This window comes from uncultured Sphingomonas sp., from assembly GCF_964021865.1.
GTDB lineage: Bacteria > Pseudomonadota > Alphaproteobacteria > Sphingomonadales > Sphingomonadaceae > Sphingomonas.
In genome coordinates this window covers 16,192-34,533 of the sequence record NZ_CAXIAM010000002.1, presented here as the reverse complement: position 1 = coordinate 34,533, position 18,342 = coordinate 16,192, and the positions used below count along the sequence as shown (strand labels likewise).

Annotated in this window: 12 protein-coding genes and 1 tRNA gene; 3 read left to right on the top strand and 10 right to left on the bottom strand. The window is 67.6% G+C overall.

Annotated features, from left to right (window positions below; translation table 11 throughout):
* The first annotated feature begins 39 nt into the window (after positions 1-39).
* Positions 40-420 carry a helix-turn-helix domain-containing protein gene (locus AADI75_RS00935; RefSeq protein ID WP_341207184.1) on the top strand — a complete coding sequence of 127 codons (381 nt, stop codon included), beginning with the start codon at positions 40-42 and terminating at the stop codon, positions 418-420.
* 15 nt (positions 421-435) lie between these two features.
* Here AADI75_RS00935 and AADI75_RS00930 read toward each other — a convergent pair whose 3' ends face one another.
* The 7 genes from AADI75_RS00930 to AADI75_RS00900 all read right to left on the bottom strand — a co-directional run bounded on the left by AADI75_RS00930 (position 436) and on the right by AADI75_RS00900 (position 13,366).
* The gene (locus AADI75_RS00930; RefSeq protein ID WP_341207183.1) at positions 436-1,029 is read right to left on the bottom strand and encodes an isochorismatase family cysteine hydrolase; all 594 of its coding nucleotides are present in this window, start codon (positions 1,027-1,029) and stop codon (positions 436-438) included.
* 87 nt (positions 1,030-1,116) lie between these two features.
* Positions 1,117-3,597 (bottom strand): sulfite reductase flavoprotein subunit alpha, encoded by a 2,481-nt coding sequence (locus AADI75_RS00925; RefSeq protein ID WP_341207182.1) that lies wholly within the window; start codon positions 3,595-3,597, stop codon positions 1,117-1,119.
* A 301-nt stretch (positions 3,598-3,898) separates the two neighbouring features.
* A complete protein-coding gene (locus AADI75_RS00920; protein WP_341207181.1) occupies positions 3,899-5,956 on the bottom strand; it encodes a S9 family peptidase in 2,058 nt (685 codons plus the stop codon).
* 20 nt (positions 5,957-5,976) lie between these two features.
* Positions 5,977-7,293 (bottom strand): amidohydrolase family protein, encoded by a 1,317-nt coding sequence (locus AADI75_RS00915; RefSeq protein WP_341207180.1) that lies wholly within the window; start codon positions 7,291-7,293, stop codon positions 5,977-5,979.
* Between the two features lie 64 nt (positions 7,294-7,357).
* Positions 7,358-9,169, bottom strand: a complete 1,812-nt coding sequence (locus AADI75_RS00910) for a DUF885 family protein (RefSeq protein WP_341207179.1) — start codon at positions 9,167-9,169, stop codon at positions 7,358-7,360.
* 71 nt (positions 9,170-9,240) lie between these two features.
* Complete coding sequence (locus tag AADI75_RS00905; RefSeq protein WP_341207235.1) at positions 9,241-11,634, bottom strand: glycoside hydrolase family 3 N-terminal domain-containing protein; 2,394 nt, start codon at positions 11,632-11,634, stop codon at positions 9,241-9,243.
* 136 nt (positions 11,635-11,770) lie between these two features.
* Positions 11,771-13,366, bottom strand: coding sequence for a sodium/solute symporter (locus tag AADI75_RS00900; protein WP_341207178.1), 1,596 nt, complete (start codon positions 13,364-13,366; stop codon positions 11,771-11,773).
* A 281-nt stretch (positions 13,367-13,647) separates the two neighbouring features.
* Here AADI75_RS00900 and AADI75_RS00895 point away from each other — a divergent pair, with 281 nt between their 5' ends.
* Positions 13,648-14,472 (top strand): sulfurtransferase/chromate resistance protein, encoded by an 825-nt coding sequence (locus AADI75_RS00895; protein ID WP_341207177.1) that lies wholly within the window; start codon positions 13,648-13,650, stop codon positions 14,470-14,472.
* A complete protein-coding gene (chrA, locus tag AADI75_RS00890; RefSeq protein ID WP_341207176.1) occupies positions 14,469-15,866 on the top strand; it encodes a chromate efflux transporter in 1,398 nt (465 codons plus the stop codon). The genes AADI75_RS00895 and chrA overlap by 4 nt, the downstream gene beginning before the upstream one ends.
* A gap of 53 nt (positions 15,867-15,919) precedes the next feature.
* Here chrA and AADI75_RS00885 read toward each other — a convergent pair.
* From AADI75_RS00885 to AADI75_RS00875, 3 genes are all read right to left on the bottom strand, one after another.
* A tRNA-Glu gene (locus tag AADI75_RS00885) sits at positions 15,920-15,994 on the bottom strand.
* Positions 15,995-16,102: 108 nt separating this feature from the next.
* On the bottom strand, positions 16,103-17,479 hold the full coding sequence (locus AADI75_RS00880) for a 3-deoxy-7-phosphoheptulonate synthase class II (RefSeq protein ID WP_341207175.1): 1,377 nt from the start codon (positions 17,477-17,479) through the stop codon (positions 16,103-16,105).
* Positions 17,480-17,539: 60 nt separating this feature from the next.
* Positions 17,540-18,319 (bottom strand): SDR family oxidoreductase, encoded by a 780-nt coding sequence (locus tag AADI75_RS00875; protein ID WP_341207174.1) that lies wholly within the window; start codon positions 18,317-18,319, stop codon positions 17,540-17,542.
* Between the last annotated feature and the right edge of the window lie 23 nt (positions 18,320-18,342).

The window sequence follows — 18,342 nt, the reverse complement described above, 5'->3', positions numbered from 1 at the left end:
CGGCACCATTCACCTCCCCAGGCACCCGAAGGTAACCACATGCAACCCGGCACGCGCGACGAGGAATGGCGGGAGGATTGCGCACCGCGCCGCGTGCTGGAGCTGTTCGCGACCAAATGGACCAGCATGGTGCTCCACACGCTTCATGCCCGCCACGACGGCGCGGCGCGCACCGGTGCGCTCCAGCGCAGCCTGCCCGGCATTTCCAAGAAAATGCTGACGCAGACGGTCCGGGATATGGAGGACAGTGGGCTGCTGAGCCGGCATGTGCACAGCGTGATGCCGCCGATGGTTGAATATCGGCTGACAGCACTCGGCCGGCGCTTCGTCGAGCCGATCGAATGGCTCTACGGCTGGGGACGCGACAATGCCGACGCGTTGGACGCGCTGCGACCGCGCCCAAGCTCGCGCCGGACCTAACGGCGTTGCCAACGATTAGGAGCCGCCGCGCTCCAGCCATGCGTTCAGCGACAAGGCATCGCTGGCGGCGGTTTCCGCGCACATGCTGTGCCGCATCAGTTCCAGCGCCCACCGCTGGTGCGCGCACGCCTCGCTTGCCACCGTGTCCTCGGGCACCCACAGCGCATAGTCGCGCATGTGCGCATCCGCGGCGGTGAACAGGACGCAGATGTCGGCGGCGATCCCGGTCAAGATCAGCCGGCTCACCCCCACTTGCGGCAACAGCACCGGCAGGTTGGTCGCGTAAAATCCCGAAAACTGCGGCTTCACGATGAAATAGTCGGTGTCGCGCGGATGGAGGAGGTCGATCAGCGGTTTGCCCCGGCACGCCTCCGCCCGGCAATGATCGATGATCGCCGCGCGATCGGACAGCCAATGCCCGAAGTTGTCGTTGACGTAGATTACCGGCACGCTCGCCCCGTCGGCCGCATCGCGCAACCGGCGGATGCGCTTCGCCGCTGCGATCGCCGCGGGCGCAAGCGCCTCGCCGCCCTCGAACGCTAGATCGTTGATCATGTCGATGATCAGCAATGCCGAGGCACCCGGCGAGGGGGTTTTTGCATCAGCCATGACGCGCTTCCTTCTGCTAAGGCCGTGCGCCGACGTCATGATCGCGATCGCGGGTCCTGTCGTTGATCCATATGAGCGCGCCGCGGCTCAGTAGATGTCGCGTCGGTACCGCCCCTGCTCCAGCATCGTCTCCAGCACGTCCTCACCCAATATGGCGGCGAGTGCGGCATGGACGCCCGGTGCCATGCCGGCGATGCTGCCGCAGACGTAGATGGCTGCACCGGCGCGCACCGCCGCGGCGATCCGGTCGCTCGCTGCCGTCACCGCCTCCTGCACATAACGCGGCGCCTCGCCATGCCGGGACCATGCGGTAAACGTCTCCGTCAGCACGCCGCTGGCCGCCAGTGCGGCGCGCGTCTCCGCGTGGAAGTCGTCATGCGCGGCATGGCGCTCGCCGAAGAACAGCCACGCAGGCGCGCCCCCGTCGACCGCCCGTTGCCGCAGATGCGCGAGCAACCCCGCCAGACCCGTACCATTGCCGATCAGGATCAGCGGCGTCGCAGGATCGGCCGGTGCGTGGAAGGCGGGATTGTGGCGGATGCGCGCGCGCACGACGCCGTTCAGCGCTGCACAGCGGGTCAGCCAGCCGGAGCCGAGCCCGGCAAAGCCATCCGCCGCCTGACAGGCTCGCACGATCAGTTCGACGCGCCCGTCCGACGGGATCGAGGCGATCGAATACTCCCGATGCGGCAGCGGCGGGAGCGCTTCGGGATCGAAGGCGTCGCCCGGATCGGCGGGGAGCAGCCGCGTCATCAACGTCGCCCGCGTCTCGGAGGTGTCGACCAGACCGTTGGCGCAGATAAACGCGTCGACGCGCGCCGGATCCTGTTCGGGCATTACCTCAAGAATGTCGCCCGCCTGCCAAATGACCGATTCCGAACGTGGTGCCAGAGCGATATGCCACGCCGCGCCGCCGACGCTGCCCGGGTTCAGCAAACGGCGTTCCACCAGCCGCCATTCGCCCATCGGCGCCGGTGCCCAATCCGGCTGATCGGTCTGCGCCCCCAGTCCGGCTAGCTGCTGCTGCCAGTGGCGTTGCGCGTCGGCATCCTCTCCGTTGGCCTCGACGAGATCGAACAGCCGCGCCGCACCGGCGTCGTGCAGCCAATGATCGACCCGGTGGCCGAACGCGCAGAAGTCGCGATACTCCCGGTCCCCCAGCGCCAGCACGGCATAGGACAGGTGCGACAGCGCGCCCGGCGCCGCCGCCATTGTCCGGGCAAAGGCCCGCGCCGCGTCGGGCGGCTCGCCCTCGCCATAGGTGCTGGCAACGACGAACAGACGCTCCGCGCGCGCCAAGGTCGCCCGGTCGAGCGCCCCGATCGGTACCGCCGCCGCGCCCGGCAGCGCATGCGCCGTCAACCGCGCGAGCCGCTCGGCCGAGCCGGTCTGGCTGGCATACGCCACAAGCGTGGTTGCCGTCTTGTTTGTCGCGGGAGCAGGGGCGAGCGTCGTCACCTCGGCCAGCGCCCGCTTGCGACGCCGCCGCGCGAAATACAGCAGGAAGCCGGTGATCGTGAACAGCGGCATCGTCAGGCTGCTCAGCATGATGGCGACGCGCCCGAGGATGCCGAAGTAGGCGCCACGATGGATTTCGAGGACGCTGGCAACGATGTCTTCGCCCGTCGAGCGATCCGCATAGCGCGTGTCGGACACGATCTTTCCGGTGGCACTGTCGACGGTGATGTCGTCGGTGACGCGGTCGTGGCGCGCATTGGGAAGCTTGGCGCGGAACTGCACCTTCGGGCCATCGCGGCTGGTGGCGGTGACGCTGTCGTAACGCTGGCCGGCGGTGACCTGCGCAAAGCTCTGCCACGCGCGCGGCAGGTCGGCGTCGGGCCCTTTGCCGGGCTTGCCGAGCTTGCCGCGCCCTTCGTGGCCGCGTTCGACCGACAGCAAATGCTGCACACCGCTGCGATACCAGTCATACGACCACCACAGCCCGGTGCCGGCGCTGATCAGATAGAAGATCAGCACCCAGCCACCGACCACGGCATGAAGCGCGCGGTACAGGTTGCGCCCGGTCATCCGGAGGTCGAGGACGAACCAGTTCCGCCAGTCGAGCGGCCGGCGTGGCCAGCGCAGATAGAGGCCAGACAGCGCAAAGTAGATCAGCGACAGCGCTGCGAACCCGGTGATCTGCCGCCCGACGCCGTTGCCGCCACCGGGTAGAGCGAGCCAGCGGTGCAGTTTCTCGACGAACTCGAAGAAGCCTTCCCCACGCGGCTCGCCAAGGATCGCGCCGGTTGCGGGATCGAGGAAGGACCGGTGCCGCTCCTTCGATCCCTTGACCGAGAAGCTGACCGACGCGGCGCGACCGGGGTCGCGCTCGACCACCAACCGCGTGATCTTCGCACCGGGACGCTGCGCGCCGAAGCGCGCGATCAGCGCCGGGGCAGGGAGTGGGGCAGTAGAGGCTGGCGTAACGGTCACCACGCCGGGATTCAGCGCGGCGAGGACCTCGGCCTCGAAGCTCATCAGCCCGCCGGTGACCCCCATCACCGCCAGCACCAGCCCGGCGGTGATGCCGAGAAACCAGTGTATTTGAAACAGGACCGTCCGCATCATGAACCAGCACTTCCCCCGCTAGTGCGAATAAGTCGCGTTAACGGAGCAGGTCGAGCTGGTCAATGATTGTGCTAAGTCTTCCGTTCCTCCCGCTCTCCGGACCCCGCTCGATGAGCGGCGCCACAGCAAGGGGCGGTCTCTGGCTCATGATGACATGAGGTCGAGCCCGCCGATTGTCATTGCGAGCGAAGCGAAGCAATCCAGGGCGTCCTGATCCGACTCTGGATTGCCCCGCTACGCTCGCAGTGACGGACGAAAATCACGCCATCAGGCTCTGGATGCCGGCTCAGCCAGACGGGAGTTACGGCTTGGCCGTACCGCCACCGGTGCGGTACCGATCGAACCACGCGATGATCGCCGACGCCTTCGCCGCCGATTGCGAAGGCCGTGACGTGAACCCGCCGTGGCTCGCTCCCGGCACCTTCACCAGCGCGGTCGGCACGCCGCGAATCTGAAGCGCGGCATAATATTGCTCGGACTCGCTCACCGGGGTGCGATAGTCCTCGCTGCCCACGACGACCAGCGTCGGTGTCTTGACGTTGCCGACCAGGCTGAGCGGCGAGCGGTTCCAATAGCTCATCGGATCTTCCCACGGCAGCTTGCTGAACCAGTAGCGTGAGGTGAACAGCGTCGCATCCATCGTCAGCGCTTCGCTGGTCCAGTTGATGACCGGCTTCTGCGTCGCGGCCGCCTTGAAGCGATCGGTCTTGCCGACGATCCACGCGGTCAGCACCCCGCCGCCCGATCCGCCGGTGACGAACAGATTGTCGGGGTCGGCGGTGCCGTCCGCGATCGCGGCATCGACCGCTGCGATCAGGTCGTCATAGTCCGCGGAGGGGTAATTCTTGTCGATCAGGTTCGCGAACTCCGCGCCATACGAGGTCGAGCCACGCGGGTTGGTCCACAGCACCGCATAGCCCGCGGCGGCATAAAGCTGCACGTCGGACGCGAAGCTGGGGCCATAGGCACTGTTTGGCCCGCCGTGGATCTCGAGGATCAGCGGCACTCGCGCGCCCGGCACGCGGCCGGCGGGGGTCGCGAGCCAGGCGTCGATCGGTCGACCGTCGGGCGCGGTGACCGCGATCTTGCGGACGTTGGCAAGCGCCTTCGACGACGTCAGCACGTTGTTGAGCTGCGTCAGCCGCCGCGGCTTTCCGTCGCTCCACACCCACACGTCGGCGGGCGCGCTCGCGTCGCCGCCGGTGTAGGCGATGGTCCCGCCCTTGGAGACCGAGAAGTCGCCACCGGTGTAGGGCCGGTCGATCCCGCCGCCCTCGACATTGTCGATCAACGGCTGCAGCCGGCCGTCAAGCCCGATCCGCCCGATCCGGCGCTGTCCGCGATCGTCATAGCTGGCGTACAGGCTCCGTCCGTCGGCGGCCCAGGTCGCTTCCTCGATCGCGCGATCGAGCGACGCGGTCAGCGAGCGCGGCGCTGCGGCCTGCCGATCACCGACGTAGAGTTGGGTATTCTCATAGCTGCGCCGCTTGTCGTCGAAGCCGAGCCACGCGATCCGCGTGCCGTCCGGCGAGACGCGCGGCTGTCCGTCCGGCCCGTCACGCGTCGTCAGCGTCCGCAGTACGGCGGTGTTGACGTCGACCGCCATCACGTCCGAGTTCAGGATCTGGCGCTCGGCGTCGGGTCCGCGGATCGCGGCGAAGACGATCTCGCGGCCGTCGGGCGTCCACGACAGCGGCCCGCCGTCGTCGAAGGCGCCGAACGTCAGCTGTCGCGCCGCCCCGCCATCGGCTGCGACCATGAACAGATGGTCACGCCCCGGCTTCACATAGCCGCCGCCGTCGTTGCGATAGTTGATCCGGTCGATGACGGTCAGCGGCTCGGCCCATTTCGCGCCCTCCGGCTTGGCAGGTGCCTTGCCCAGCGTCGTCGGCTCGCCGGCGACAGTCGCGATATAGGCCAGCCGCGTCCCGTCCGGGGACCATGCCAGCGCCTGCGGATCGCCGGGAAAGCCGGTAACCCGCGCGCTCGCGCCGGTGGCGATCCAGCGGACGAACAGCTGCGATCCGTTGCCGTCGCCCGCCACATAGGCGACGCGGGTGCCGTCGGGCGACCAGCGCGGGCTCGATCCCTGCGCCGCGAACGGCGATTGCCGCCCGCTGGCGACGTCGATCAGCCACAACGACGATTGCATCCGGTCGGTCATGATGTCGGCACTGCGCCGGACGTAGACGATCGTGCGCCCGTCCGGGCTGATCTGCGGATCGGCGGCGATCGACAGGCCGAACAGGTCCTCGCCGGTGAAGCGCCGGTTCGGCGCATCGACGGGGGCGGCGTTGGGCTGTTGCTGCGCCGCGGCCGGGGCGGCGGCGAGCAGGGCGAGGGCGACGGTCAGGCGCAAGGGGGCGTTCCTTCGAATGGTCAGCGAGCGGTGGTGGGGAGCTTCACGACGGTGCCGCGATGCATCACGAAGTCGACATGCTCCAGCCGCGTGACATCGTCGAGCGGCGAGCCGCGCACCGCGATGATGTCGGCGGTCTTGCCGGGCGCAAGCGTGCCGATGTCATCGCGCCCCAGCAGGTCGGCGGCGCCGGTCGTGGCGGCGGCGATCGCCTGCGCGGGGGTCAGGCCGTTCTTCACCAGCAGCGCGAATTCGGTCGCATTGTCGCCGTGCTTCGACACGCCGGTGTCGGTACCGAAGGCCACCTTCACGCCCGCGGCATAGGCGCGACGGTGGCTGGCGGCCATCGCCGCTGCGGCCTGCTCGGCCTTGGCGATCGTCGCGGGCGGCAACGCCCCGCCGCGCGCCTGCGCCAATGCGGCGACCGGCGCGATCTCGGTCGGCACCAGATACGCGCCCTTGGCCTTGAACAGCCGGATCGTGTCGTCGTCGAGGAAGGTGCCGTGCTCGATCGAGTCGACGCCCGCCTCCAGCGCGGCCTTCGTCCCCTCGGCGGCGTGGCTGTGCGCGGCGACCTTGCGGCCCAGCGCGTGCGCGGTGTCGATGATCGCGCGCATCTCTTCCGGGGTCATCGCACGCCCCAGTCCGCCGCTGACGTTCGAGAGCACCCCGCCGGTCGCGGCGAACTTGATGACCTTCGCCCCCATGCCGACCTGCGCGCGCACCGCGCGGCGGCAATCGTCGGGCCCGTCGCACAGGTTGATCTCATGCGCGTGCACCGCCTCGGCGAACTCTTCGCCAAGCCCGTTGCCGGCATCGCCGTGCCCGCCCGTCACCGAGATCATCTCGCCGGCATTGGTGATGCTCGGCCCCTCGACCGTCCCGGCATCGATCGCATCGCGCAGCGCACGGATCCCGCGCGGATCGCCACCGAGATCGCGCACCGACGTGAACCCCGCCGCCAGCGTCGTGCGCGCGTTGGCGACCGCGGTCATCTCGTCATCGAAGCGGTCGCGCGTCAGCGCCTCCAGCCGCGCGCGCATCGGGTCACCACCGATCCCCCACAGATGGACGTGCATGTCGACCAGACCCGGCAGCACGAACGCGTCGCGCAGATCGACCAGCGTCGCGCCCTGTTCGGGGGCGACGAAGCCGTCACGCAGCTCTGCGACCTTGCCGTCGCGCACGACGATCGTGGTGCGCCCGCGTGGCGCCTGCCCCGGCCGGTCGAGCAACGCCCCCGCCTGAATGTAGGTCACCGCACCCGCCGCAGGCGCCTGCGCGACCGCAGGCATGGCGGTCGTCATCGCCAGAACTGCGAGCAAAGCCTTGAACATCCCTGAACTCCCCTTTTGCCGGCATCGTTGCCGAGCCGGCGACCGAAGGCAAGCGGGCGTGTGCTCAGGCTGGGCGCATGCCGATATAGCGCGAGACGTTGTCGGCCAGCACGGTCAGCGGCACGTTGCCGCCATCGACCACCGCCTGATCGAAGTCGCGCAGGTCGTAACGTGCGCCGAGCGCCTTCTGCGCCCGCGCGCGCTGCGCGACGATCTCGGCGCGCCCGACCTCGTAGCCGCATGCCTGACCCGGCCATGCGCAATACCGATCGACCTCGCTTTCGGCATTGCTGCGCGGCAGCCCGGTCGCGGCGACGAACTCGGCCAGCGCCTTGTCGCGCGACCAGCCCAGCGCATGGATGCCGGTGTCGACGATCAGCCGCACCGCGCGCCACGCGAGCCCCATCAGATAGCCGAGCCGCCCGGCCGGATCGCCCGCATACATGCCCAGCTCGTCGGCGAGTTGCTCGGCATAGAGCGCCCAGCCTTCCGAATAGGCGTTGAAGGCGAGGATCGAGCGGATCAGCGGCAGCCGCTGCGCATATTCGCCCTGCCAGACATGGCCGGGGATGCCTTCGTGATAGACGAGGTCGGGGATCGTCACGCGATTGTGGATCGAGGGATCGCCGAGGTTGATCCACACCTTGCCCGGCTCGCGCCCGTCGATCGTGCCGGGGCCGCCATAGGCCGCCGGCGCTCCCGGTTCCTGCGCCAGCGGCATGCGGCGGATTTCGAGATTGCCGCGCGCCAGCCGCCGGAACGCCTGCGGCAATTTGGGGCGGATCGCGTCGATGCGGCCCTGCATATAGGCGACGATCTGGCGTCGCCCTTCGTCGCCATCCGGAAAGCCGATGCCGGGGCGCTGCTGATAGGCGATCGTGCGCTCGGCGACGCTGCCCTGCGTCAGCCCTTCGTTGCGCAGGATCACGTCCATCTGCGCCTGAAGGTCGGCGAGCCGCGCGCGTCCCATCGCGTGCAGATCGCCCGCGCTCCGCCGCGTCGTGGTGCCCGCGCGCAGCCCCCAGGCATACCATTGCTCGCCGTGCGGGCGCGCGTTCAGCCCCGGCGCTGCGGTGGCCACCGCCCGTTGCGCCCGGATTTCCGCCAGTTGCCGCTCCAGCGCCGGCACGATCGCGCCGCGCACGATCGCGGCGGCGCGGGTCGTCCAGTCGCCCGCCACCGCCTTGCCCTTGCGTGCCAGCGGCCCGATCAACGGCCCATCCTCGTTCGCCGCCTCGGCAAGCGTCCGCGTCATCCCCGCGATCGTCTTGTCGAGCAGGAACGACGGCGGCACGACCCCCATCGCGCGTGTCTGGCGTATCCGTACCGTCTCGCCGTCGAGCTGCGCCGGCATCGCCGCCAGCCGCGCGAGATACGCCTCAGCATCGGCCTTGTCGCGCACCGGCTGGTCGCCGTCGAGCATCTGCGGCACGTCCAGCCACGCGCCGACGTTCTGCACGACACCATAAGGCGTGTTGCGCCAGTCGCCGATCGTCGCCACCCCGTAAGGTAGCTTCATTCCGTCGAGCGCGGTCTGGAAGGCGCTTTCGACCACCGCGAGGCTGGTCGCCGTAGAGGCATCCAGCCCGGCGCGCGGCAGTTTCGCCAGATCGGCCAGCGCACCGCTCAGAAAGCGTTGCCGCGCCGCGACGCCGGCCGGCGAGCGATCCTCCAGCCGCCGCCGCAACCCGGCATGCGCGCCGTCGTCGACACCCAGCGTCGTCGCGCGTTCGGGCTGAAGCTCCAGCAACTGCCACGCGACCCGGTCGAGGAACGCCTGCGCGCTCTCGCCGGGCGGCGTCGCTCCGGCGGCGGTGGCAGCAGTAACGGCGGTCAGGCCGAGCAAGGTGTCGCGGCGCGAGACGAGATGGTTCATCCGCCTGTGATGGCCGGCACCGGAGGGAAGGTCAAACGTCCGTGGGCGGGGAAGCGACCCCGCCCACCGCATCACGCCGCCGGACAGGTCGCCCCGGCCGGATCGGTCGCAAGCCGCACGTCCGATACCGAGAGCGCGAACGGGGCATCGGCGTCGATCGTCATCGGCGTGGAAACCTTCTCGACGGTCGCGCCCCGCTCGCGGAAGCATTTCAGCGGCACGCGCAGCACCTGCCACCCGCTCTTGCCGAGCAGCGGCGCAACGTCGACGCGCCCGCCGCCCAGCGCCAGCCCGACCGGCCCCCTCGCCGGCATATCGACGCGGTAGGTGATCTGCAGGTTCAGGTCGGCGTTGGTCTCGCGCAGCAGTGACAGGTCCGGCCCGGCGATCTTCGCCGCGCCCTTGCCCTTCCACGTCAGCCGCACCGCGCCTTCCTGTGCGGTCGCGCTGTCGACCGCGATGCGCGAGACCGCCGGGTCGAGGTCGAGCCGGAACGGGGCAGGCACCTTGCCACGCGCGAAGAACAGGCTGGTATTGGCGAGGCTCGCGTCGACCCCCGCCACTTCGCTGAGCGCGCCGACCTTGCCCGGCCTGGCGTAGCTGAGCCCGTAACCGAACGGGAACAGCGGGTCGTAACCGGGCGCACCGCGGTTCAGCGCGAACTGCCCGGCGGTCTTTGGCCAACTGAACGACAAGGTGCCGGTGAAGTCGCGCTTGCCGCCGATCAGCACGTCGGCGACGCCTTCGCCCTCCGATCCGGGAAACCACGATGCGACGAACGCATCCGACTGGTTCAGCTCCGGGTTCACCCACAACGGCCGACCGGAGAGGAAGACCGACACGGTCGGGATGCCCGCCGCCTTCAGCGTCTTGAGCAGCGCCAGCGCCTGCTTGTCGCCGGCCTCGAACTCCAGCGTGCGGACGTCGCCACGCATCTCGGCATAAGGCTGCTCGCCGAAGACGACGATCGCGACATCGGGCTTGGTCGTGAACCGACCATCGGTCGACAGCGTCGCGCTGCCGCCGCCCGCCTTGGCCGCTGCGGCGATCCCGGCGAAGATCGACGTCGCGCCTGGGAAGTCGGCATTGCTGTTGCCATCGCCCTGCCACGACAAGGTCCAGCCACCCGACTGCCGCCCGATGTCGTCGGCGGCGTCGCCTGCGACGAGGATGTTGGCGCCCGCCTTGATCGGCAGCACGCCGTTGTTCTTGAGCAGCACGAGGCTCTTGGCCACCGCCTCGCGCGCGACCGCGCGGTGCGCCGCCGAACCGAGCTGCTGGGGCTGCGCCTCATAGGGGCGGGCAGGGTCGAACAACCCCAGCTTCATCTTCACGCGCAGGATGCGCCGCACCGCATCGTCGATCCGCGCCATCGGAATCTTGCCCGAACGCGCAGCGGCGAGCGTCGTGTCGAACAGCCCCTTCCAGCTATCCGGCGCCATCGCCATGTCGAGCCCGGCGTTGAAGGTCGCCGGACAATCGGCATTGGTGCAGCCGGGGATCTGCCCATGCCCGTTCCAGTCGCCGACCACGAAGCCTTCGAACCCCATCCGGCCTTTGAGCACGTCGGTCAGCAGCGAGCGGTTGCCGTGCATCTTCTGCCCGTTCCAGCTCGAAAAGCTCGACATCACCGTCATCACGCCGGCCTTGATCGCGGGCGGGTAGCCGGCGGCGTGGATGCGGATCAGCGTGTCCTCATCGACCTGCGTGTCGCCCTGATCGACGCCGTCCTTGGTGCCGCCGTCGCCCAGGAAGTGCTTGACGCTCGCCGCGACATGGCCGTGCTGGATACCCCGGTTCGCGCCGACGCCCTGCAATCCCTCGACCATCGCACCCGAATAGGAAGCGACCACCGCCGGGTCCTCCGAATAACCTTCGTAGCTGCGCCCCCAGCGATCGTCCTGCGGCACCGCCACGGTAGGCCCGAACGCCCAGTCGATCCCGGCTGCGGCGGTCTCCGCCGCGGTCGCCGCGCCGATCTGGCGGATCAGCGCCGGGTCGCGCATCGCGCCCAGCGCGATATTGTGCGGGAAGATCGTCGCGCCGACGACATTGTTGTTGCCGTGCACCGCATCGACCCCGAACATCAGCGGGATCGCGGTGTGACCGGCGCGCTGCTCCATCGCCACCGCGTTGAAGGCGCGCGACGTCGCCACCCACGGTGCGGCCGGCGAACGATCCGGGCTGCCGATCGGCGGCGAGCTGCCGCCGGCGAGGATCGAGCCGAGCGGATATTTCCGCAGGTCTTCGGGCTTGATCGCACCGATATCGGCCTGGATCATCTGGCCGATCTTCTCTTCCAGCGACAGGCGGGCGAGCAGTGCGGTGACCTTCGCCTCGGTCGCCGGATCGACCAGCCCGGTGCTCTTCGCGACCGGCCAGCGATCGGGATGCGCGACCTGCGCCATCGCCCCGCTCGCGGCGACCGTCATCAACGCCACCGCCAGATAGCTCACGCCCCGCATCGTCATCCCCGCCTGCCTTCTATCATCGCTCTGACTAGGCCGTGCTGATAACGCTATCCCATATGCCTTGCCAATGGCGATCAGTCCCTAAGGGTAGTAGTCCGATCGCCCGAGCTGGTATCGCTAACCTGCTCGATCACCACCACGTCGCATAGAGTGCGATCAGGATCAGCACGATGCCAAGGCTCGCGACGTTGAACCCGGTCGTGGTGCGGAAATCGATGCCTTGCACAGTCACCCGATTGGCATCCGCGCGCGATTTGACCATCAACGACAGCACCACGGCCAGCGCGAGGCTCAGCAGGAACACCAGGCTCATGCGGTTGAGGAACGGCAAATCGGGCAGGGCGGCGCGCAGGACGTACGACAATACCACCGATGCCACCGCGGCGCCGATCGCCCCCGCTTCGTTCGCGCGCTTCCAGAACAGGCCCAGCAGGAAGATCACCGTGATCCCCGGCGTGAAGAAGCCGGAGAATTCCTGGATGAACTGGAACGCCTGATCCGATTGCCCGATCAGCGGGCGCGCGGTCAGCATCGCGATCACGATCGACACGCAGGCGGCGATCCGCCCGACCAGCACTAGCTGTCGCTCCCGCGCGGGATCGGCGCGCCCGTCCTCGGCGGTGGTCGCGCGGCCGAACTGCTTGGCGTACAGGTCGAGCGTGAAGATCGTCGCGATTGCGTTGATCTTCGATGCGGTCGACGCGATGATCGCCGCGATCAGCGCCGCGAACACCAGCCCCAGCAATCCGGGCGGCAGCAGCCGCAGCATCGCCGGATACGCCTCGTCGGGCTTGGCGAGGTCGGGCGCCAGCACCACCGCCGCGATGCCGGGCAGAACGATGACCAGCGGCATGAGCAGTTTCAGGAAAGCGGCGAACACGATGCCCTTTTGCGCTTCGGGCAGGCTCTTCGCGGCAAGTGCGCGCTGGATGATGTACTGGTTGAACCCCCAGTAGCTCAGATTCGCGATCCACATGCCACCGATCAGCACCGCGAGCCCCGGCAGCTCCTTATAATGGGGGTTGTCGGGGGACAGGATCATGTCGAAGTGATCCGGAACGCGCCGCGTCAGCTCCGAAAAGCCGCCGACGATCCCGGCATCGCCGCCGATCGCCCGCAACGTCAGCGCCGACACCAGCAACCCGCCCAGCACCAGCAGCGTCACCTGCACGATGTCGGTCAACGCCACCGCCTTCAGCCCGCCACGCAGCTGATATAGCACGGCAAATGCGCCGAGGCCGACCAGCGCCAGGTCCTGGTTGATCCCGGCGACCTGCGTCACCGCGATCGACCCCAGCCAGATGATCGAGGTCAGATTCACGAAGATATACAGTGCCAGCCAGAACACCGCCATGATCGTGCGGATCGACGTACCGTACCGCTGCTCCAGGAACTGCGGCATCGTGTAGATGCGGTTGTGAAGGAAGATCGGTAGGAAGAACTTGCCGACAATCAACAATGTAGCGCCCGCCATCCACTCATAGGAGGCGATCGCCAGCCCGATCGCATAGCCCGAGCCCGCCATGCCGACGATCTGCTCGGCGGAGATATTGGCGGCGATCAGCGACGCACCGACCGCCCACCACGGCAGCGCCTTGGACGCGAGGAAATAGTCCGACGTGTCCTTGCTCTCGCCAGCCTTGTCGCGGCTAACCCATTGCGCGAGCACGAAGATGCCGATCGCATAGCCAATCACCACGACCAGATCGATCGTCTGCAACGTCATCCCGCTTCCTCCCCGCTATCTCCGCACCTGTTTAGCGTGTGTGACAGCGCCGTCCATGACGGTCGTGGCCGCGATCTAATCAGTATGGGAATTGGAGCGGCCAGGGGCGTTGGCCGCCCGATGGAGTATCGAGAGATCGTTCCGAAAACATCGGGAAAGACAGAATGGGTCGATTGACAACCAGCACTTGGCGTGGCTGATTAGACGGATGGGGACGGCGATCTCCCCACGAGGCGTCAGCCAGAGCATCGCGTCCGGCAAGAATTCGCGAAGGACGCACCATGCCTGCCCCAAACGCCATCACACCCGAAAAGCTCGCGCGCCTCGTTGCATCGACCGGCGCGCCGCAAATACTCGATCTACGCCACGCCGCGGTTGCGGCCATCCCGGGCTCGCTGTTCCCGACCCATGCGGATCCGACCCGGTGGAGATATGCTTCCGGCGCGTCCGTCGTGATCGTGGACGCCGATGGCAGCGGCCCGGCCGTCGCGGCGGCCGCCATCCTGCGTAGCGACGGTGTAGCGGCCGAAGTTCTCGACGGCGGTTTCGCCGGATGGGCGGCAAGCGGGCTGCCGATGGTATCGCTGGGCCATTTGCCGCCACGGCACGAGGATGGCCGCACGTGGTGGGTCACCCGCGCTCGGCCCAAGGTCGACCGCATCGCCTGTCCCTGGCTGATCCGACGTTTCATCGATCCTGAGGCGCGCTTCCTGTTCGTAGCCCCCGGCGAGGTGGTGAAAGTCGCTACGCAGCAGCAGGCCGAACCGTTCGACGTCGCGGAGGAGGGCGTGTTCTGGAGCCATCGTGGCGAGCGTTGCACCTTCGACGTCATGGTCGAGGCATTCGGGCTGGCGACGCATCAGCCACTCGCGCATCTGGCCACGATCGTGCGCGGCGCCGATACCGACCGGCTGGACCTGGCCCCGGAAGCAGCCGGACTGCTTGCCATTTCACTCGGTCTGTCGCGCATCCACAGTGACGATCACGTCCAACTCGAAGCAGGCATGTCGGTTTACGACGCGCTCTATCGCTGGTGCCGCGACGCGCAGGGCGAGAAGCACGATTGGTCTTCGCATCAGCCGACGCGCGCAAAGGTGTCGGCATGACTGCGGGAGTGGCGAACGCCGCAAGCACGATCCGCCCTCACCCGGTCACGCTGCAGCAAGCCTTTTGGGTCTGGTTGCGCATCGCCCTGCTCTCGTTTGGCGGCCCCGCCGGACAGATTGCGGTCATGCACCGCATCCTCGTCGACGAGAAACGCTGGATCGGCGAGCAGCGGTTCTTGCACGCACTGAACTATTGCATGTTGCTGCCCGGTCCGGAGGCACAGCAGCTCGCCACGTATATCGGTTGGCTGATGCATCGCACGAGAGGGGGCATCGTCGCGGGCGTGCTGTTCGTCATTCCCGGCGCAGTCGCCATCATGGCGTTGAGCTGGGTCTATGTCCTCTATGGCCAGCTCGGTATCGTCTCGGCGGTCTTCTTCGGTCTCAAATGTGCCGTGCTTGCGGTCGTGCTTCAGGCGGTAATGCGGATCGGTGGACGTGCGCTCGGGACAGTGCCGGCGCGGGGCCTTGCTGTGCTGGCGTTTGTGCTGATCTTCTTCGTCGGTACGCCGTTCCCGCTAATCGTCCTAGGTGCTGGGCTGGTTGGCTGGTGGTCCGTCCGTCAGGGTAGCGTCGCCTTCCGGGGCGGCGGTCACGGCGCATCAAAGGGCACGCTCGTGGCTGACGCCAATACGTTGCTTGGCGAGGATCTGCCCGCGCATGCGCGACCGTCCTGGCAGCAGACAATTTACACGGCACTGGTATGGCTCGCTCTTTGGCTCCTGCCGGTAGCCGGGCTGCTGGTCGCGCTCGGCCCAGACAATGTGTTTAGCCGCATCGCCACCTTCTTCTCGACAATGGCAGTGGTGACGTTTGGCGGAGCTTATGCCGTACTCGCCTATGTCGCGCAGCAAGCGGTGGCTAATTATGGCTGGCTGGGGCCGCAGGAGATGCTGGATGGCCTCGGCATGGCCGAAACGACGCCGGGGCCGCTGATCATGGTGCTCCAATTCGTCGGTTTTCTCGGCGCTTACCGCGATCCTGGCAACCTCTCGCCACTGGTCGCCGGCACCCTAGGTGGTCTGCTCGCGACATGGGTGACGTTCGTGCCGTGTTTCCTGTGGATATTCCTCGGCGCGCCCTTCATCGAACGACTGCGCGGCAATGCTGCAGTAGCCGGAGCGCTTTCCGCCATCACCGCGGCGGTGGTCGGCGTCGTTCTGAACCTGGCGATCTGGTTCGCGCTGCATACCCTGTTCCGCAAGACCACGTTGGTGGCGGCGGGGCCGCTCCGCTTCGATGCTCCGGTGTTCACCAGCGTTGATCCGGCGGCGGTCGTCTTGGCACTTGGGGCCGCTTACGGGATATTTGTCATGCGAGCGGGGGTCATCGCGACCTTGCTGGCGACCTCGGCCGCCGGTCTTGCGCTCTACGGCGCAGGGATCATTCGGTAAAGCGGGCATGGTCGTGTGCTTGCAACGTCGCGACACGCCATTCTTACCGCCGCTGGTGACCCCTACGAGAATCGAACTCGTGTTTTCGCCGTGAGAGGGCGACGTCCTAACCGCTAGACGAAGGGGCCGTGCGCGGTGTGAGGCGCGCTGTTAGGTCGATGGGGTCGGGGCGTCAAGCGACTTTCGTGCCGACGGCCAAAAAGGTGCGTCGGCACGATGGCCGACGCACCTCAACGTCACGCCGCCTTGCGACGCTCCGCCATCTCCGTGTTCAGCATCTCGGCCAGCAGGAACGCCAATTCCAGGCTCTGGCCGGCGTTCAAGCGCGGATCGCAGTGCGTGTGGTAACGGTCGGCGAGGCTCTGCTCGGTCACGTCGATCGCGCCGCCGGTGCATTCGGTCACATTCTGCCCGGTCATCTCCGCGTGGATGCCGCCGGCGTGTGTGCCCTCCGCTCGGTGAACCGCGAAGAAGCCACGCACTTCGGACAGGATACGGTCGAACGGACGGGTCTTGTAGCCACTCGTCGCCTTGACGGTGTTGCCGTGCATGGGGTCGCAGCTCCAGACCACCGGATGCCCCTCGCGCTTCACCGCGCGCACCAGCCGCGGCAAATGCGCCTCGATCTGGTCGTAGCCATAGCGGGTGATGAGCGTCATCCGCCCCGGCACGCGCTGCGGGTTGAGGGTGTCGAGCATCCGCAGCAAGGCATCCGGCTCGAGCGACGGCCCGCATTTGATGCCGATCGGGTTCCCGATCCCGCGCAGGAACTCGACATGGGCCGAGCCCTCGAAGCGGGTACGGTCGCCGATCCACAGGAAATGCGCCGAGGTGTCGTACCAGTCGCCGGTCAGCGAATCCTGCCGGGTGAGCGCCTGCTCGAACGGGAGCAACAGCGCCTCGTGGCTGGTGTAGAAGGTGGTTTGCGACAGCTGCGGCACCGTGTCCGGGCTGATTCCGCACGCCTCCATGAAGTCGAGCGCCTCGCCGATCCGATCGGCGGTTTCGGCATATTTCTTGGCCCACGGGCTGCGGCCCATAAAGTCGTGCGTCCAGCGATGCACCTGGTGCAGATTGGCATAACCACCCTGCGCGAAGGCGCGCAGCAGGTTCAACGTCGCCGCCGATTGCGCGTAGGATCGGATCATGCGCTCCGGATCGGGGATGCGCGACTCTGCGGTGAACGCGATGTCGTTGACATTGTCGCCACGGTAGCTGGGCAGCTCGACGCCGTCGATCGTCTCGGTGTTGGCCGAGCGCGGTTTGGCGAACTGCCCGGCCATCCGCCCGACCTTCACCACCGGCAGCTTGGAGGCGAAGGTGAGCACCACCGCCATCTGGAGGATGACTCGGAAAGTATCGCGGATGTTGTTGGGGTGGAATTCGGCAAAGCTCTCCGCGCAATCGCCGCCTTGCAAGAGGAACGCCTTACCTTCGGCGACCTTGGCGAGATCGGCGGTCAGGTTGCGTGCTTCGCCCGCAAAGACCAACGGCGGAAACGAGGCCAGCCGCCGCGTCGCATCATCCAGCGCCGCAGCATCGGGATAGACGGGGAGCTGGCGCGCTTCGGCGGTTGTCCAGCTATGCGGGGCCCAACTGGCCATGGTATTCATCCTTCCAACTAATGCCTGCGCCTTGAACCAACCGCGCGCGGGCCGCAATCAACTTCCTCTTTACAGCACACCCGGATAGGCGCCGCCGTCGATCAGCAGGCTTTGTCCCGTGATGAAACCGGACGATGCGGCGCAGAGGAAGGCGCAGGCATCACCGAACTCTGTCGGCTCGCCGAACCGCCTGGCGGGAATACGGTCAAGCGCGGCTGCGGCGGCTTCTTCGACCGAGACGCCGTTCTTCTCCGCATTGAAGGCGTGCACGCCTGCCAGCCGTCGGGTGTCGAACAGGCCGGGGAGCAGGAAGTTGATCGTGACATTGGCATGTGCGACTTGTCGCGCGACCCCTGCCAGAAAGCCGGTCAGCCCGATCCGGGCGCCGCTCGACAGATCGAGCCCGGGCACCGGCGCCTTCACCGATCCCGACGTGATGCACACGATCCGTCCAAAGCGGCGGTCGATCATGCCGTCGATCACCTTCTGCACCAGCCGGATCGGGGTGACCATGTTGGCATCCACGCCGGCGTGAATCGCATCGCCGTCGAGCGCGCGAAAATCGCGTAGCGGCGGACCGCCGTTATTGTTGACAAGGATGTCGACCTGTCCGTCGGCGACATCGATCAACGCCGTCTGGACCCGCTCGTCGCCGACATCGCCTGCGATCGTCCGAACGGTCGCGCCATCGTTACGCAGGGCAGCAGCCGTCTCCTCCAGGGCCGCAGAGTCACGGCCGTTGAGGATCACCGTGCACCCCGCCCGGGCCAGCGCGGTGGCGCACGCCCGTCCGAGGCCGTGGCTGGATGCGCAGATGATCGCCGTCCGGTTCGTCAGCCCGAGATCCATGCCTGTCGTCCTTTCCTTCGCCG

Bases quoted from the DNA above. Each gene is read 5' to 3' on its own strand.
- AADI75_RS00935 (WP_341207184.1), top strand. From the start codon at position 40: ATGCAACCCGGCACGCGCGACGAGGAATGGCGGGAGGATTGCGCACCG.
- AADI75_RS00930 (WP_341207183.1), bottom strand. From the start codon at position 1,029: ATGGCTGATGCAAAAACCCCCTCGCCGGGTGCCTCGGCATTGCTGATC.
- AADI75_RS00925 (WP_341207182.1), bottom strand. From the start codon at position 3,597: ATGATGCGGACGGTCCTGTTTCAAATACACTGGTTTCTCGGCATCACC.
- AADI75_RS00915 (WP_341207180.1), bottom strand. From the start codon at position 7,293: ATGTTCAAGGCTTTGCTCGCAGTTCTGGCGATGACGACCGCCATGCCT.
- AADI75_RS00910 (WP_341207179.1), bottom strand. From the start codon at position 9,169: ATGAACCATCTCGTCTCGCGCCGCGACACCTTGCTCGGCCTGACCGCC.
- AADI75_RS00905 (WP_341207235.1), bottom strand. From the start codon at position 11,634: ATGCGGGGCGTGAGCTATCTGGCGGTGGCGTTGATGACGGTCGCCGCG.
- AADI75_RS00900 (WP_341207178.1), bottom strand. From the start codon at position 13,366: ATGACGTTGCAGACGATCGATCTGGTCGTGGTGATTGGCTATGCGATC.
- AADI75_RS00895 (WP_341207177.1), top strand. From the start codon at position 13,648: ATGCCTGCCCCAAACGCCATCACACCCGAAAAGCTCGCGCGCCTCGTT.
- chrA (WP_341207176.1), top strand. From the start codon at position 14,469: ATGACTGCGGGAGTGGCGAACGCCGCAAGCACGATCCGCCCTCACCCG.
- AADI75_RS00880 (WP_341207175.1), bottom strand. From the start codon at position 17,479: ATGAATACCATGGCCAGTTGGGCCCCGCATAGCTGGACAACCGCCGAA.
- AADI75_RS00875 (WP_341207174.1), bottom strand. From the start codon at position 18,319: ATGGATCTCGGGCTGACGAACCGGACGGCGATCATCTGCGCATCCAGC.